The organism is Colwellia sp. SU-HH00943, assembly GCF_057546125.1.
Genome location: NZ_BAAJLW010000002.1, coordinates 71,505 through 88,450, shown reverse-complemented (window position 1 = coordinate 88,450; position 16,946 = coordinate 71,505). Strand labels below are relative to the sequence as shown.

The window sequence follows — 16,946 nt, the reverse complement described above, 5'->3', positions numbered from 1 at the left end:
TTAAAATGTACAAGCCTTAAGATTAGCAAAGTACTGGATTCTTATTATTATGATGATTAAGAAAAGCCTCTAACTCTAGCGGCGGAATAGCTTTACTAAAGTAATAACCTTGCGCAATGTCACAGCCCATTTTTTTGAGTAACTCAAAGTGGGCTTTGGTTTCAACACCTTCTGCGACCACTTCCATGTTTAATTCATGTCCTAAAACGATACATGTTTTAACAATTGCCCTAGCCTCTTTATCTTCTAATATCGAACCGACAAAGCTTTGATCAACTTTCAATTCTGTAAACGGTATTTTATGTAATTGTGATAAAGAAGAGTAACCAGTACCAAAATCATCAATAGACAAACCGAAACCTTTTAACCTTAACCGCGTTAAAATATCTAATGCAGTAACTAACTCTCCCATTAAGGCACTTTCTGTCACTTCTAAAGTGAGCATGGTAGGCGTAATTCTATTTTCCGCTAACAAAGCCGTAATTTGCTCCGGTAAAGACAGACTGGTAATGTTGTCGGCAGAAACATTAACTGATATTCGAATTTTATACCCTTTTCGGCTCCAAACATGCTCTTGTTCAACAGCTTGTCTTAAAATTTCATTGGTTAAGATGCCCATCCAGCCATTTGTTTCAGCAATACCAATAAACATGTCTGGAAACACTAAGCCTCTTGTTGGGTGCTGCCATCGAACCAGCGCCTCACAGGCATAACAGTTACCATCAAGTATATTAATTTGAGGTTGGTAAAATAACACTAACTGCCTTTCTTTGATTGCGACAAGCAGTTCTTCAGGGCATATATCGTAACAGTGAATATTAGGACTAGGTTGCTTATGTTTCTTTTCTCTACTGGATAGAATGTTTGCATAGTATTTTAATAAAATTTGCTGGAAGGCTTTCAATTGGATGGGTTTAGTAATAGTGCGAATAATATTTAAATTATGCACTTTGCCGAGCTTTTGCGCCGAGCGTAAAACGCCTTTATCGTGGCCGCTGATTAAAATAATATCTGGCGCATTTTCCATAGATGCCAATCGACGCATAACTTCAATACCGTCCATTTCCGGCATATGTAAATCAAGTACCAGAAGGCTATTTTCTTCAAAATTAGTTATCTGTTCAAAAAATGCTTTACCGTGAGAAAATGCGATGCAGTTGAGGCCTGTACTTTCGATCATTTCCTGAATTAAAACGAGCATATCCTCATTATCATCAAGCAAATAAACCTTTTTTAATGACATTTTCAACACTCCTTATCAATAAAATGATCAGTATCCTATTTAAGGTTTACCTAATAACTAAGCTATTTACATCACTAAATTTGCAACTTCATCGCTTGGTTATGATACCAATTGAATTAAACATTCGAACATTCAGTGAGAATTAATTTAGCTTGTGCTAACTTCCCTGACACAGCGCTGAATTGGTCAAATTATTATTTCACTTGATACTAAACCAAAGTGTAGAAGCATTTTTATATTTTTCCATGTTAAATAGTGATTTAAGCCTTTTAAGCAAGGGAGAGAGGATTCTTTGTGGGTAAAGTCGTTAGACTTTCTGACAAGTTCACTTGCTAAGCGGTAAGCGCCATAAAAAAATAAATGGCCCAGTCACTAATAAAACAACTAACAAAGTTAGCCAAATATTTTGAAGTAAATAGCCTGACCAGGCAACCGACAAAATAATAGTAAGTAAAGCAACCCTTTTAGCTTTCCTTGGAATACTGCGGTGTTGCTGCCAATCGTGAATTAATGGCCCAAAAGTTTTATTGTTAAGTAGTTTTTTCTGTAATCGAGGCGAGGATTTAGCAAAACAGGCTGTGGCCATTATTAAAAATACAGTGGTGGGTAATATAGGCAAAATTGCACCTAAAATAGCCAAACCAACACAAAATACCCCCGCCGCCTTCCATAAAAAAATTTTAACCTTACTGCGTGTCGAAACAGGCAATGGGCACTCATCTAAAACGACGCTAGGCTTTGCTATTGATTGTTGGTTTTGAGTCACCTTGCCTCCTTAATTTTCCCTGTCTAGGTTAACTTGGCTGATACTTTTACTTTGTTATTAGTATCTCTACTTTTTCTGATCAACGCCGTATCACTTTGCGTTTTATTATTTTTAATCAGTGATTTAGCTAATCTGTCGTACAACAAAACATTGACTGATGCAGCCAAATTCATACAGCCTACAGTTGGTACGTAAACCACGTCATCAGCATTATTAATAACTTTTTGGCTAATCGTGCCATCTTCTGGGCCAAAAATATAAACCGCATGTTCTGGGTGCTGAAAGTGCGGCAAAGGTAGAGCACCTTCAATTAAGTCTACACAAATAACTTTAGTTGTTTGTGGCATATTTTCCAGTTGTTCTTTAACCTTTTCAAAATTATCAACCGCAAATAAAGGAATATTATCTCGCGCTTTTTTTGTATCAGTATTTAATTTTGTTCCACTGTGCTTTGCTGCCTGAGCATAGCGATTACCAGTATAAATAACCTGATCAACTTCATAACAGCCCGCGGCACGCATCACAGCTCCAACGTTACTTGGGCTTTTAGGGTTTGTTAGTGCAATAGTCACTTTTTTAGATGAATTATCTTTTATGCTGTTCAATTTAATCACGCCTTTCTAAAAATAAGTCGTCAATGAACAATGTTGTAGCACTATTACTTTTCAAGGGATTTTACCTGTTGCCAATATTGTTCTAATTGCGCTAAATCATGTTCTGTAAAACTTTTACCTGATGAAGCCACTTTTTCCTCCACTCCATGAAAACGTTTAGTGAACTTTTGATTAGCTTGACGCAATAAAGTTTCAGGATCTTGCTTAGCATGTCTACACAAGTTCACTACGGCAAACATTAAGTCGCCTAACTCTTCACCTAAAGCATCTTGGTTAATTTCTGCAGCATCTAACTCTTCTTTGACTTCAACAACTTCTTCCTCAATTTTTGCAAAAACATCATGGATATTATGCCAATCAAATCCGACATGAGCGCAGCGTTTTTGAATTTTCGCCGCTTGAGACAAGGCAGGAAGGTTTTTTGGAATATCCGCAAGAATACTCAGGTTTTCTTGATTGTTCTTTGCTTGACGTTCTTTGGCTTTTTCATTTTCCCAGTTAGCTTTAATTTGCGCATCAGATCGTAAATCAGCATCAGCAAAGACATGAGGATGTCGTCGAATAAGCTTTTCACATACCGCTTCAATGACAGTATCAAAATCAAACAGTTGTTGTTCTTCACCTAGCTGGCTATAGAAAATGATTTGAAACAATAAATCACCAAGCTCTTTATTCAACTCAGTGAAATCTTGTTGCTCAATCGCATCAACAACTTCATAAGCTTCTTCAATTGTGTGAGGCACAATTGAGGCAAAATTTTGTTTAATATCCCAAGGGCAACCAGTTTGAGGATCTCTCAGCTTGGACATAATCCAACGCAGTTTTTCAATGGAAGCTTTCTCGTTTAACATTGCTTTCTCTTTGATTTATTTAAACTTATAGTGTTAAGTGTTATAAACGTTTCACTTCAATCACATCATCTAATTGACGTAGTTTATCCAAAACTCTGGCTAATAAGGCACTACTCATGACTTCCATTTTCACTACCATACTCATGGTTTGCTTTGCTTTATCGGAGTGACTCTCAATACCAACAATACTAATTTTTTCATTCGCGATGATGGTGGATATATCACGAAATAAGCCTTGTCTATCACTGGCAATAATTTGCGTGCTGGCTTGATAACTTTGCTTATCGTCAATCCCCCACTGTACATCAACCTGCCTTTCAGGTTGTTGGTGTAAAGCGTTTGCTAGCTGTTCACAATCTTGCCTGTGTACTGAGATACCGCGCCCTTGGGTAATGAAGCCTTGAATTTCATCGCCAGGTACAGGAGAGCAACACTTCGCCATATGAGTCATCAAATTACCAACACCTGAAACGGTAATACCGTTAGCATCTGATGACTGTTTTTTTTCTACCGATGGTTGTCTAATTAAACTTTGCGGATCAATTTCTTCAACAGGTTTAAACTTACCGTCAAGCTGAACAAAATAATTAACCACCTGCTGTAAACGCGCATTTCCAGAGCCTATTGCCGCATATAAGTCATCAATACTTTTCACATTAAACCGCTCTGCCGCAGTTTTGAAATCAGCTTGGCTAAGTGTCATGTGGGTTAATTTGGCTAATTCCGCATCGAGTTGCTCTTTACCTAAAACAAGATGTTTATCTCTATCTTGTAATTTAAAGAAATGCTGAACTTTCGCTCTTGCTCTTGATGAATGAATATAATTTAAATTGGGGTTTAACCAATCACGACTTGGATTGGGCTGTTTGCTGGTTAATATCTCAATTTGATCCCCTGTTTGTAGCCTATGAGTGAAAGGCACAATTTTGCCAAAGATTTTAGCTCCAATACAGCAATGGCCAACATTAGAGTGAATATAATAAGCGAAATCTAGTGGTGTAGACCCCATAGGTAAATCAATAACATCGCCACTTGGCGTGAAGACATAAATACGATCTTCAAAGACTTGGCTACGCAATTCATCAAGTAATGCACCACTTTCTGAAACATCATCTTGCCATTGTAATATTTTTCTTAACCAGCCCACTTTTTCATCAAAACTCGTTGATTTATCTTGGCCTTTACCCGTAGCAGAGCCTTCTTTATAACGCCAGTGAGCAGCAACGCCAAGCTCTGCATCATCATGCATTTGCTCGGTTCTTATTTGAATTTCAATCGACTTTCCTTCAGGTCCAAGCACAACCGTATGAATTGATTGATAACCGTTTGGCTTAGGTGTGGCTACATAATCAGAGAATTCATTTGCTAAATGACGCCACTGGGTGTGAACAATTCCTAAAGCAGAATAACAATCTTGAATTTGATCAACGACAATACGCACAGCTCTTACATCAAACAATTGCTCAAAATCGAGAGATTTTTGCTGCATTTTTTTCCAAATGCTATAGATGTGTTTGGGTCTTCCATATACAGTGCCTTTAATTTTTAGCGCCTGTAATTCTTGGTTTATATGGCTAACAAAATCATCCATATATTGCTCACGTTCAAGCCGGGTTTCATCAAGCAATTTAGCAATTTTTTTATAGACTTGTGGATGAAGGTAGCGAAAAGAAACATCTTCTAACTCCCACTTTAATTGCCCTATGCCCAAGCGGTTTGCTAAAGGTGCGTAAATACTTGCACTCTCTTTAGCGGCTAAAACTCGGCTTTCTTCATCATTATTTTTTTGACTACGCAAATCGCATAATCGTTCTGCAAGCTTAATCACTACGGCTCTAACGTCTTCAACCATAGTTAATAACATGCGACGTATGTTATCGATATTACCGCTACTAGCTTGACTAGCATTTTGTCCTTTACTTAATTCTTTAATTGCCGCCATTTGCTTAACACCTTGGCAAAGCAATCCAACTTCATGACTAAAGTGCTCACTCAGCAAGTCATTGGTGATAATGTCGTTTTCTAAAAGCGGCGTTAAGAAGGCAGCCACTAACGAGTTTTTATCTAAATTAAGCCCCGATAAAATTTCTACCATTTCCATCGATTTTAACAAGTAGGTTTCCCGCTGCTGAAAATGAACAGCCACAACCTGCCACAATTGCGTTAAAGCTTGATGCTTAGATTCAGATAAAGATAGCTCTTGCAACCATTGCTGAAAATTTATATTAACGACTTGATGTGACTTACGCACCGAAACCATGGGTTTTCCTTGTTCTAACGATAACAACTACAATTTTTATTTAGTAAACAATACCATAGTCTCAACGTGCTTTGTTTGAGAAAAAATATCAACTAAACCAATTTTGACAATTTTATAGCCTTGCGCCAGTAATAATTGACTGTCTCGCGCTAACGTTGCAGCATCACAGCTAACATATAATATTGTCTTTATCGCGAGAGTAATCAGCTGTGATACTGCTTGCTCTGCGCCAGCTCTTGCTGGATCAAGTATTGCTTTTGTATAAGCAATATTTACCCAATTTGCATCCAACCAATGGCTATTTAGGTCGGCCTGATAAAACTGGCAATTATCAAGTTGGTTTTGTACGGCATTTTGCTTGGCTTTATCAACCATTGATTGTACACCTTCAATACCTACAACCTCATTAACTTTTTTTGCTATTGGCAAACTAAAATTTCCTAAGCCACAAAATAAGTCTAATAATTTATCGTCTTCTTCTAGCGTAAGCCAATCAATAGCTTGCGCTACCATAGTTGTATTCACGTGTTGATTTACTTGCATGAAATCATCGTGTGTAAGGGTTATATCAATCTCCTGATTGACGCTATAAGTCAGCGGTTGATAGTCTGCCAATGGCTCAATAGTATTTTTTCCAAAATCGAATAACACTTGCCATTGATGTTCTAGTGCATATTGCTGCCAAAGTTGGCGATCATTTTCATTAAGTGTTCTTAATTGCCTAACGACCAAAGTAAGTAAGGGCTGACAATCTTGTTTTTGAGTACTAACAACTTCAATATGACCAATGGCTTTACTAACAGTTAGCTTAGCTATCAAGGTTTTTAACGTAGGAAAAATATCATTAAATGGCTCAACCAACGTTGGACATGACATGATTGGTACTAACTGGTTTGTGCCCCTTTGACGAAAACCAATGATTGCTTGTGATTTTTTATCAAACTGCACACCAATTCGCGCTTTTCTTCTGTAATGCCAAGGCTGACCTTGAATCGGCTCTTGCCATACCAGCTCATTAAGAATATTACTTTCAATACCCTGCCGAGAAAATAATTCAGATATTTTTTGCTGTTTAAATACAAGTTGCTCTTTATAGTCAAGGTGTTGCAAATCACAACCACCGCACAAATGAAAGTGACGACACTGCACTTTAACCCTGTATTCACTGGGCTTAATAACCTTCAATAGCTTGCCACGAACATATTTGTTTTTTTGCTCAACAAGGCGTGTTTCTACCATTTCATTAGGTAAGCTACCATCAATAAAAATTGATTTTTTTTGGTAACTGCCAACACCACAACCATTAAAGTCAAGTTTATCGATTCGAACCGACAAACTTGCAGTAGATTTGGTTTTCGTTGTTTTTTTAGGGCTGGCCTTAAAAAAGTTTGCCACAGGTGATTTTTCCTTGATTTATAAACTATATATTTAGATGTGCTTATGCCATTATAAGCATTGTTACTATGATTAATATTTACTCAGCACAAATAAGATTTAAATAGTTAATTTATATCGCTATATTAAGTTAATATTTTACACTAATTTCCCCATGGGTTCTCTTATAAAGTAATAGGGACTGTTGACAAATAATGTATAAGATAAGTCTAAAAGACTGGGTGATATTACTCACTATTGTACCTACAACCTTAATTGGTTTTGGTCTTGCCGGGTATTTTTCTTATAGCCGCAACGCTGAAATGGATGAAATATTAAATTTACGCGCCAAAAGTATTATTGAACCATTAGCCGTTGCTGGTAAAGAACCTTTAATCAATAACAACCGTGAAATGCTGCGTCGTATCATTAGCTTTGCTCATCGTAATCAGTCAAGTATCATCAAAAGCATCGCAGTATTTACGCTCGATAACCAAGTCTTTGTCACTAGTGCTTATCATGGTGATACCAACACGATGAGATTAAAAGCAGGAGATAAGCTGCCAAGCCATACACAATCAGAAAACATCAATGACTTTATAATTTATCGTAGCCCGATCATTGATGAATATAGCCCAAACACCAGTCAAAATACTGCAGATAATTCCCCATTAGTACTCGGCTATATTGCCATTCAAGTAGATCAAAGCAATATGCAATTTAGGCAGCAAAGTCAGTATATTATTGCTTTCACCATGGCATTATTAGGTGCAATTCTCAGTAGCATTTTTGCAATGAAGTTAATTTCAAGCGTTTCCAAACCCGTAAATTCGATGGTACAGGCCATTGACAGGATACGTGAAGGTAAGCTTGAAAGCCGTGTAAGTGGCAGATTAATAGGTGAATTAAACTTTCTTAAAAATGGTATTAATACCATGGCACAATCTTTAGGTAATTATCAAAATGAAATGCAAGGAAGTATTGACCAAGCCACGATTGATTTACGCGAAAGTTTAGAACAATTTGAAATACAAAATGTTGAGTTAAGTATCGCCAAGAAAAAAGCGCAAGAAGCCAACAAAATTAAATCAGAATTTCTAGCAAACATGAGCCATGAATTGCGAACACCACTAAATGGCGTTATTGGTTTTACACGACAAGTATTAAAAACACCCTTAAGCGATCCACAGCGCGATTATTTACAAACCATAGATAGATCGGCAAATAACTTACTCGCCATTATCAATGATATTCTTGATTTCTCTAAACTAGAAGCAGGTAAAATGGTCATTGAAAGTATCCCTTTTTCTTTTCGAGAAGCCATTGAAGATAGCTTAGTTTTGCTTGCCCCGAATGCTCATAAAAAACAAATTGAGTTATCAATTAATATTGATCAATCTATTCCCGACTCATTACTCGGCGACGCAATGCGAATTAAGCAAATCATCAGTAATTTAGTTAGTAATGCCATTAAGTTTACTCAACAAGGTTCAGTCACTATTGATATTACTTGTCAAAAAATTAGTGGTAAAAAAGCGACGATAAAAATTACCGTAAAAGATACGGGTATCGGGATGAATAATGAGCAACAACAAACAATATTCAAAGCCTTTACTCAAGCCGACCAAAGTATTACGCGTTTATACGGCGGTACGGGTTTAGGTTTAGTGATTTGTCAGCGCCTTGCTTATGAAATGCAAGGTGAGATTGGCTTTGAAAGTAATACCAATCAAGGTTCCACCTTTTGGTTTGATTTTGAATGTGGTGTCAACGCTCTTTCGCTTAATGATGAACTCGATACACACCAATTAATCAATAAAAGTATTCTCTACTTTGAACCTCACGAGCATACTCGATTATCAACCAGTGCTATTTTAACAAGTTGGAAAATGGCCGTTACCTGTGTTGATAATTTATCTGATTTAAATAAAGCCATTGCGGAGAAAGCATCTCAAAATGAGAGCTTTGAATTTGCACTTATTGGCCATGACAATACTGCTACGGCTTTAAGTGAATTAAAGAAAATCATTGCTAAAATTAAAACAAATGTGGGAAAAATTCACCTTACCATTAATAGCAACTCACCTAGTTTACAAGACGCATTGATTTCTAGTGGCGCGTTAAGTTGCTTGAGTAAACCAGTTACAGCTAAAAAACTTGGCTCTGCACTACTCTCGGAGCAAAAAACCTTACTCGATTCAAACAAAAAAATTCTGCCAATTAAAGTGTTAGCCGTTGATGATAATGAAGCCAACTTAAAGTTGATCAATGCCTTATTATTAGAGCAAGTTGCTGAAGTTACCTTGGCTGAAAATGGTGTCAAAGCCGTAGAATTATGTAAACGAGAAAGCTTCTCGATTATTTTTATGGATATTCAAATGCCTGTAATGGATGGGATCAGCACTTTAAAAGCCATTAAGAGTGAAACCATCAATGATAAAACCCCTATTATTGCAGTTACTGCACACGCCTTAAATGGCGAAAAAGAAAAAATGCAGCAGCAAGGGTTTAATGCTTATATGACTAAACCTATTGATGAAACAATGTTAAGCCATATTATTTATGAGTATTGTGATGTTAATAGTTTCATTGCGCTTGATGACATTACTTTATCGCTAGAAACCAGTGATGAGCAAAAAGCCTATAAAAGTAGCGTAATAGACTGGCCATTGGCGCTGGAACGAACTGGCGGTAAAGTCGGCTTAGCAAAGGAGATGTTCTTAGGATTAATAGATGATTTAGTAGCGACACAGAAAGAAATAAACCTAGCACGTCAGCAAGAAGATAGTGAACTACTTAAACAGTTAATTCATAAACTTAATGGTTCATGCTGTTATACGGGCGTACCAAACTTAAATCAAATATGCCAACAATTAGAAACACAACTAAAAAAAGACGTGTGTTTAGATAATTTAGAGCCTGAATTCTTAGAGCTTTCTGAACATATAGAACAAGTTTTAGACGCTGCGCCTAAAGTACTTGAAGTAATAAATGAGGAAATATCTTAGCTTTAGAGCAGAAGATGATAAGATTATTAATTCTAAATCAGTCTCTAATTTTTATATTTGGGGATGTATTAATATCACCATCTTCAGTTATAACAGCAACACCAGAGCTGCAGGTTAGTACCGCCAAGCTTCGCCCTTGTTCACTTCGAACAAAGGAGAGTTCATAACCAAACTTACCTAAACTACTTGCGGAAAACTTTTGCGCCAATGACAATTTATTCCACCAAATGGACTGTTCAGGCGCAATTTGCCGTCTTTCCAGCATAGGTTTTTCTTGTGCTTGCATTATCGCCACTCCCGCTACAGGACACATTCCTTGTCTGAATTAAAAATAAACAGAGCAATATAAAATTGCAACAACTCTAGAGTAAGTGTAGTACAAAAAACATGCAAAGAAAAAGTAAGATACTAAAAAGTTTTTAACTTGTTCGTAGGTATGAAGGTAACATTATGAAAGCGTTACAAAAGCTGTTGCATAATGTTTTTCATCGGCAAGAGAGATATGCCAATGACTAGCACCTAAAGTCTCAGCAACAACTAAAGCGCGTTCACTAAACTCTAAGATAGGTTGTCCACTTGCTAAAGATGATATAGCAATATGCTGAAAAGAAACACCATCGGCAATTCCGGTGCCTAAAGCCTTCGCCGCGGCTTCTTTTCCAGCCCAACGTTTGGCTAAAAAATTTACCGGGTGACTGGTTTGCTGGTAGTACTGATATTCGTTGGGTGTTAATACCCGCTGAGCTAAACGGTTGCGAGTAGCTTCAGCCATATCCCTGATACGGCTGATTTCAATAATATCAGTACCAATACCAACAACAGGCATATTAAAGTCCGCGCCTTGCTTCAAGCATCAATGTTTTCATATCACGAACGGCCTTGTCTAAGCCATCAATAGCAGCGCGAGCAATTATAGCGTGGCCAATATTCAACTCTATAATCTCTTCAATTGCCGCAATAGGTTTAACATTAAAATAGTTCAAGCCATGGCCTGCGTTAACTTTTAGCCCTATGCTATGCGCATATTTAATACCATCGGTTAAACGCACTAACTCTGCTTGTTGCTCATGCTCTGTGGTTAAATCTGCATAGTGGCCGGTATGAATCTCGATATAGGGAGCACCACTTGCTAGTGCCGCATCAATTTGTGCTTTGTCCGCATCAATAAACAAGCTAACTTGCGTACCAACAGCTGAAATTTGCTCAACAGCCTTTTTAACCTTCGCAAGTTGACCCACAACATCTAGGCCACCTTCAGTCGTTAACTCTTCACGCTTTTCAGGTACTAAGCAACAAAACTCAGGCTTTACTTCACATGCTATGGCAACCATTTCATCAGTTACAGCCATTTCAAAGTTCATACGAGTATGAAGCGTTTGCTTTAGTACATAGATGTCTCTATCTTGAATATGGCGTCTATCTTCACGTAAGTGAACGGTAATACCATCAGCACCAGCATGTTCAGCAACACTAGCCGCATAAACAGGATCAGGGTAATTAGTACCACGGGCTTGGCGCAATGTGGCAATATGATCAACATTAACGCCTAAGAGTATTTCATTCATACTTTTTCTCTTTTTTCTTAAATAATTTTCGGCTATTCAGTGGTTTACCATCTAGTAAATGGTTAATCACCTCACGCATCAATAGTTTAAATGTTTGCTGTGCACCACTATCATTTAGTGGTTTATCATGATGAATATACTCAGCAATGTCTCGTATATGTTCTGTTTTATAGTAGTGCGTCGTAATTGTATTTACACCATAGCTATATGCCGGAATAAAGCCTTGCTCAGCAATATAATAAAAACCTGCAATATTTTCATTGTCATCAAATACAGGAGCGAAATCAAATGATAAGCCTAACTCATCAAGCAAAGATAATTCAAATTGTCTTAAGGCTGACGCAATAGGTGTTCCACTGGCAAGTGCCGCTATGGTGATTTTGTATTGAGCAAATAATGAATCACACGTTATGTCGTTGGTTAACAAACGGACTAATAATTCATTGACGTAAAAAGCGCTATATAAGCTGTCTTTTGTTAACTCATAAGATTTTGCACTGGCTTCGACAGTCGTAATTCTTTTTAACGCTGTCCCCTTCCCCTTAAAGGTCAGCTTTAATGGCAGAAAAGGTTGTAATACACCTTTTTTAATGGAACGTTTAGATTGACCAACATACACCAATGCAGAAACTTTACCCTCATGTTCAGTAAGTAACTCAACCAGTTGTTGGTTTTCTTGAAAAGGCCTTGTATGAAGTACAAAAGCATTTTGCTCGATCAGTGTATTTGACATACCGTTAACATGCTACCTAGCCCGAATAATCGTCACCATAACCTAAACTGCGCAAAGCTCGTTCATCATCAGCCCAACCAGATTTAACTTTCACCCAAGTTTCTAAGAAAACTTTACTGTCGAAGAGCTCTTCCATATCTCGTCTAGCTTCTTGGCCGATAGTTTTTAAACGCTCACCTTTATTGCCAATCACCATTCGTTTCTGACTATCTCGCTCAACTAAAATTAGCGCATTAATATGAATTACGCCTTTTTCATCCATTTTAAATTGTTCAATTTCAACCGTAGTTGAGTAAGGTAATTCATCGCCGGTAAATCGAATCAGCTTTTCACGAAGAATTTCTGAAGCCATAAAGCGGCTTGAACGATCAGTAATATGGTCTTCAGGAAACCAGAAATCACTTTCAGGTAAACTGTTTAAACAAAGTTTAGCGATGGTATCAACACCATTTCCCTTACTGGCTGAAATCGGGACAATATCACTAAAATCATGCATAGCTCCAAGCTTTTGCAAGTGCGGAAGTAATTCATCTTTATCAGCAATATTGTCAATTTTATTCACCACTAAAATGCAATTTGAACCACTTTTTTTGACTTTATTTAAAACCAACTCATCATCAGCCGTCCAATGTGTCCCTTCGACAAGAAAAACAATTAATTCCACCTCGGCAATTGAGCTAGCTGCGGCACGGTTCATCAAGCGATTAATGGCTCGTTTTTCTTCAGAATGTAAACCTGGGGTATCAACTAAAATAGCCTGCTTGTTTGCTTCTGTCAGGATACCTAATATACGGTGACGGGTAGTTTGTGGTTTTTTAGAGGTAATACTAATTTTTTGACCGAGCAAAGCATTTAGCAGAGTCGATTTACCTACATTAGGACGGCCAACAATTGCAACTAATCCAGCATGTGTTGTTTCTTGTGTCATGATTTATTTGACCTTTTATTCACGGTAGATTGTTGCTTTTTGGCCTTTTTTAATTCATTTTCTTTTTCAATGATTTCAAGTACCTGCTGTGCTGCTTCTTGCTCTGCCTTTCTACGGCTTGTCCCTTTAGCTATAACCTCATGATCAATTACTTGGGTACAGCAGCGAACGGTAAATTGTTGATTGTGAGACTGCCCTGATGTATCTATAACATCATAAGCTGGTAGAGGAATTTTTCGACCTTGTAGGTATTCTTGCAAACGCGTTTTAGGGTCTTTTTGCTCTTGACCGGGCTTAATTTCATTCAAGCGTTTATCAAACCAAGTTAAGATCAGAGATTTACAGGTAGCAATATCCGAATCTAAATAGACTGCACCTATAATAGCCTCAATAGCATCTTCCAAAATAGACTCACGACGATGACCGCCACTTTTTAATTCACCAGGCCCTAATATTAAATATTCACCTAAGTTAAAGTCTCGCCCAACTTCCGCTAAAGTAACACCTTTAACTAAGCTAGAGCGCATACGCGTTAAATCGCCTTCATCCTGCTTTGGAAACCTTTCAAAAAGCGCCTCAGCAATGACAAAACCGAGGATGGAATCTCCTAAAAATTCCAATCTTTCGTTATGTTGGCCTTTCGCACTACGGTGGGTAATAGCTTGAACTAATAAATTGGCATCATTAAAACTATAGCCAATACTTTTCGATAAGCGCGCAATAGCTTGCTTAGTATTCGCTTTAACATGCAATGCCATTAGTTAATGGCACCAATACGTTCAAAACGTACATTAGTTGGTACCCAGCTCGGTAAGAAGCTATCCTCTGAACGTTCAAAATCAAAGCTCATCCAAATAGCTACCGCTTCGCCAACAAGATGCTCTTCGGGAACAAATCCCCAAAAACGACCATCTAAGGAGTTATCTCTGTTATCACCCATGACAAAGTAGTGACCGGCTGGTACAACAAACTCATCTTTTGCTGTACCAGCTTGTTGGAAATAATGGTTGGTTCTTGGCATAGTATATTGATCATTCAAAATATTATGTTTCCTATCAAACATAACTGCTTCAAATTGATTCATGCCAGTCTCGGCATCAGGCCCTTGATATTTATTGGTAAAAGTATTTGTAACTTGAGAATAATCAGGGCATTTAGCATCTGACTCTTGGCAAGCAGGTTTAATAAAAACTGATTTATTTCTGTAAATAACTCTATCGCCCGGTAAACCAATAACACGTTTAATATAATCAATACGCGTATCTCTAGGGTATTTAAATACCACTACATCACCACGTTCAGGCAAGCCAATTTCCACAAACTTGTTGCGAGCAACAGGATCTCTTAAACCATAATTAAACTTATTAACCAATATAAAATCACCATCAAGTAATGTTGGCATCATTGAACCTGATGGGATTTGGAATGGTTCGTATAAAAAGGAGCGTAAAACTAAAACAAAAGCAATAACTGGGAAGATTTGCACTGAAGTATCTACCAGCGGCGAAGGCTCCATTAATGTTGAAATAGTTTCATTAGGTAATTCAACAGCACCTTGCGCTTTTGCAGCTTTTTGCGCCTCAATGACATTTAACCGGCGTTGCGGGGCTAAATAAAATTTATCGGCAAGCCAAACAATACCTGTGATTACGGTTATTGCGACTAAAATAATTGAAAAATAAACTGCCATAGTATCCTAACTTTATTAATTATCTGACAAGCACTAAGTAAGGTAATTGCTTTCTTTTTACTTGCTGAACATGAACTTACTTTAAATTACTTCTCTAATTTAAGTACAGCTAAAAACGCTTCTTGAGGCACTTCTACATTACCTACTTGCTTCATGCGTTTTTTACCTTCTTTTTGTTTTTGTAAGAGTTTCTTCTTACGGCTAACATCACCACCGTAACATTTAGCCGTTACATTCTTACGTAATTGTTTCACTGTTGTTCGAGCAATAACGTTATTACCAATAGCCGCTTGTATCGCAATATCAAACATTTGACGATGAATTAACTCTTTTAATTTATCAACCAACATACGACCGCGAGAAACGGAATTACTGCGGTGAGTAATCATAGCTAAGGCATCAACCCTATCACCATTTATCATCACATCAACACGCACCATATCAGCGGCTTCAAAGCGTAAGAAGTGATAATCAAGCGAAGCATAACCACGGCTAGTTGATTTCAACTTGTCAAAAAAGTCCATTACAACTTCTGCCATAGGCAATTCATAAGTTACCGCGACTTGATTACCGTGATAAATAAGATCTTTTTGTACACCGCGTTTTTCAATACATAGTGTGATAACACTGCCTAAAAACTCTTGTGGTACTAAAATATTCGCTTGTACAATTGGCTCTCTGATTTCATCAATATTATTAATAGCTGGTAAATCAGCCGGATTATCAATCGATAATATTTCACCATTAGTACAAGCAACTTCATAGTTTACTGTTGGCGCTGTCGTAATTAAATCAAGATCATATTCACGGGCTAAGCGCTCTTGAATGATCTCCATATGCAACATGCCAAGGAAACCTATGCGGAATCCAAAGCCAAGCGCTGAGGAATTTTCCGGCTCAAAAAACAATGAAGCATCATTTAAGCTCAGTTTATTCAAGGCATCACGAAAGTTTTCATAATCATCAGAGCTGATTGGAAAAATACCTGCATAAACTTGAGGTTGTGCTTTTTTAAATCCAGCTAACGGCTCTGCAGTCTCTTTTTTACTGATAGTAATGGTATCACCAACTGGCGCACCATGAATTTCTTTAATACCTGCGATAATAAAGCCAACTTCACCGGCGCGTAACACATCGGTTTCTGTTTGTTTAGGGGTGAAAATTCCCACTTTGTCAATTTGATGTACCTGCCCAGTTGACATCACTAACATTTTATCGCCACGCTTGACTTCACCGTTCATAATACGAACGAGAGATACAACGCCTTGATAATTATCAAACCATGAGTCAACAATGAGTGCTTGTAAATTAGCGCTTGGATCACCTTCTGGAGCGGGAATATTCTTAACTATGGTTTCTAATACATCGTCAATACCAATACCTGTTTTCGCAGAACATGTCACCGCATCAGTCGCTTCAATACCAATAATGTGTTCAATTTCTTCACATACACGATCAGGATCTGCCTGAGGAAGATCGATTTTATTTAAGATGGGTAATACTTCTAGATCCATTTCAATTGCGGTATAACAATTGGCTACTGTTTGAGCCTCAACACCTTGTCCGGCATCAACAACCAATAACGCTCCTTCACATGAAGCAAGGGATCTTGAAACTTCATAAGAAAAATCAACATGCCCAGGAGTATCAATAAAGTTTAATTGATACGTTTCACCGTCTTTAGCTTTATAATCTAAGGTAACACTTTGAGACTTGATGGTAATGCCTCGTTCTCGCTCAAGGTCCATTGAATCAAGTACTTGCGCTTCCATTTCACGTTCTTGTAAACCACCACAATGCTGAATTAAACGATCAGACAAGGTTGATTTACCATGGTCAATATGGGCAATGATTGAGAAGTTTCGAATGTTTTTCATAAATGGGAATTCAAATAAAATGCTACAACGATAGCGA

Annotated in this window: 15 protein-coding genes; 1 reads left to right on the top strand and 14 read right to left on the bottom strand. The window is 37.6% G+C overall.

Features of this window, described 5'->3' with window-relative positions; genetic code table 11:
• Positions 1-22: 22 nt before the first annotated feature.
• The 6 genes from AC27GZ_RS05600 to rlmD all read right to left on the bottom strand — a co-directional run bounded on the left by AC27GZ_RS05600 (position 23) and on the right by rlmD (position 7,129).
• Positions 23-1,243 (bottom strand): two-component system response regulator, encoded by a 1,221-nt coding sequence (locus AC27GZ_RS05600; RefSeq protein ID WP_487093926.1) that lies wholly within the window; start codon positions 1,241-1,243, stop codon positions 23-25.
• Positions 1,244-1,568: 325 nt separating this feature from the next.
• Positions 1,569-2,009 (bottom strand): YbaN family protein, encoded by a 441-nt coding sequence (locus AC27GZ_RS05595; protein WP_487093925.1) that lies wholly within the window; start codon positions 2,007-2,009, stop codon positions 1,569-1,571.
• A gap of 23 nt (positions 2,010-2,032) precedes the next feature.
• A complete protein-coding gene (locus AC27GZ_RS05590; RefSeq protein WP_487094525.1) occupies positions 2,033-2,620 on the bottom strand; it encodes an RNA methyltransferase in 588 nt (195 codons plus the stop codon).
• Between the two features lie 47 nt (positions 2,621-2,667).
• Positions 2,668-3,474 (bottom strand): nucleoside triphosphate pyrophosphohydrolase, encoded by an 807-nt coding sequence (gene mazG, locus AC27GZ_RS05585; RefSeq protein WP_487093924.1) that lies wholly within the window; start codon positions 3,472-3,474, stop codon positions 2,668-2,670.
• Positions 3,475-3,514: 40 nt separating this feature from the next.
• Positions 3,515-5,734: a GTP diphosphokinase gene (relA, locus tag AC27GZ_RS05580; RefSeq protein WP_487093923.1), complete on the bottom strand. Its 2,220-nt coding sequence runs from the start codon at positions 5,732-5,734 to the stop codon at positions 3,515-3,517.
• Between the two features lie 36 nt (positions 5,735-5,770).
• Complete coding sequence (gene rlmD, locus AC27GZ_RS05575) at positions 5,771-7,129, bottom strand: 23S rRNA (uracil(1939)-C(5))-methyltransferase RlmD (protein WP_487093922.1); 1,359 nt, start codon at positions 7,127-7,129, stop codon at positions 5,771-5,773.
• Between the two features lie 194 nt (positions 7,130-7,323).
• Here rlmD and barA point away from each other — a divergent pair, with 194 nt between their 5' ends.
• Entirely contained in the window at positions 7,324-10,116 is a 2,793-nt protein-coding gene (barA, locus tag AC27GZ_RS05570) for a two-component sensor histidine kinase BarA (RefSeq protein ID WP_487093921.1), read from the top strand.
• Between the two features lie 37 nt (positions 10,117-10,153).
• On the opposite strand, the gene AC27GZ_RS05565 is transcribed toward barA, so the two are convergent.
• The 8 genes from AC27GZ_RS05565 to lepA form a co-directional block, all read right to left on the bottom strand.
• The gene (locus AC27GZ_RS05565) at positions 10,154-10,402 is read right to left on the bottom strand and encodes a hypothetical protein (protein WP_487093920.1); all 249 of its coding nucleotides are present in this window, start codon (positions 10,400-10,402) and stop codon (positions 10,154-10,156) included.
• Positions 10,403-10,564: 162 nt separating this feature from the next.
• Positions 10,565-10,942, bottom strand: coding sequence for a holo-ACP synthase (gene acpS / locus AC27GZ_RS05560; protein ID WP_487094524.1), 378 nt, complete (start codon positions 10,940-10,942; stop codon positions 10,565-10,567).
• 1 nt (position 10,943) lies between these two features.
• On the bottom strand, positions 10,944-11,681 hold the full coding sequence (gene pdxJ / locus AC27GZ_RS05555) for a pyridoxine 5'-phosphate synthase (RefSeq protein WP_487093919.1): 738 nt from the start codon (positions 11,679-11,681) through the stop codon (positions 10,944-10,946).
• Positions 11,674-12,414 (bottom strand): DNA repair protein RecO, encoded by a 741-nt coding sequence (gene recO / locus AC27GZ_RS05550; protein ID WP_487093918.1) that lies wholly within the window; start codon positions 12,412-12,414, stop codon positions 11,674-11,676. Before recO ends, pdxJ begins: the two co-directional genes overlap by 8 nt.
• A gap of 16 nt (positions 12,415-12,430) precedes the next feature.
• The gene (gene era, locus AC27GZ_RS05545; protein WP_487093917.1) at positions 12,431-13,342 is read right to left on the bottom strand and encodes a GTPase Era; all 912 of its coding nucleotides are present in this window, start codon (positions 13,340-13,342) and stop codon (positions 12,431-12,433) included.
• Positions 13,339-14,100, bottom strand: coding sequence for a ribonuclease III (gene rnc / locus AC27GZ_RS05540; RefSeq protein WP_487093916.1), 762 nt, complete (start codon positions 14,098-14,100; stop codon positions 13,339-13,341). The genes era and rnc overlap by 4 nt, the downstream gene beginning before the upstream one ends.
• The gene (gene lepB, locus AC27GZ_RS05535) at positions 14,100-15,032 is read right to left on the bottom strand and encodes a signal peptidase I (RefSeq protein ID WP_487093915.1); all 933 of its coding nucleotides are present in this window, start codon (positions 15,030-15,032) and stop codon (positions 14,100-14,102) included. Before lepB ends, rnc begins: the two co-directional genes overlap by 1 nt.
• A gap of 86 nt (positions 15,033-15,118) precedes the next feature.
• The gene (lepA, locus tag AC27GZ_RS05530; protein ID WP_487093914.1) at positions 15,119-16,909 is read right to left on the bottom strand and encodes a translation elongation factor 4; all 1,791 of its coding nucleotides are present in this window, start codon (positions 16,907-16,909) and stop codon (positions 15,119-15,121) included.
• Positions 16,910-16,946 lie beyond the last annotated feature (37 nt).

Coding starts and splice junctions, on each gene's coding strand:
- lepA (WP_487093914.1), bottom strand. CDS start 16,909: ATGAAAAACATTCGAAACTTCTCAATCATTGCCCATATTGACCATGGT.
- barA (WP_487093921.1), top strand. CDS start 7,324: ATGTATAAGATAAGTCTAAAAGACTGGGTGATATTACTCACTATTGTA.
- pdxJ (WP_487093919.1), bottom strand. CDS start 11,681: ATGAATGAAATACTCTTAGGCGTTAATGTTGATCATATTGCCACATTG.
- lepB (WP_487093915.1), bottom strand. CDS start 15,032: ATGGCAGTTTATTTTTCAATTATTTTAGTCGCAATAACCGTAATCACA.
- relA (WP_487093923.1), bottom strand. CDS start 5,734: ATGGTTTCGGTGCGTAAGTCACATCAAGTCGTTAATATAAATTTTCAG.
- era (WP_487093917.1), bottom strand. CDS start 13,342: ATGACACAAGAAACAACACATGCTGGATTAGTTGCAATTGTTGGCCGT.
- acpS (WP_487094524.1), bottom strand. CDS start 10,942: ATGCCTGTTGTTGGTATTGGTACTGATATTATTGAAATCAGCCGTATC.
- rnc (WP_487093916.1), bottom strand. CDS start 14,100: ATGGCATTGCATGTTAAAGCGAATACTAAGCAAGCTATTGCGCGCTTA.
- AC27GZ_RS05600 (WP_487093926.1), bottom strand. CDS start 1,243: ATGTCATTAAAAAAGGTTTATTTGCTTGATGATAATGAGGATATGCTC.
- AC27GZ_RS05565 (WP_487093920.1), bottom strand. CDS start 10,402: ATGCAAGCACAAGAAAAACCTATGCTGGAAAGACGGCAAATTGCGCCT.
- recO (WP_487093918.1), bottom strand. CDS start 12,414: ATGTCAAATACACTGATCGAGCAAAATGCTTTTGTACTTCATACAAGG.
- mazG (WP_487093924.1), bottom strand. CDS start 3,474: ATGTTAAACGAGAAAGCTTCCATTGAAAAACTGCGTTGGATTATGTCC.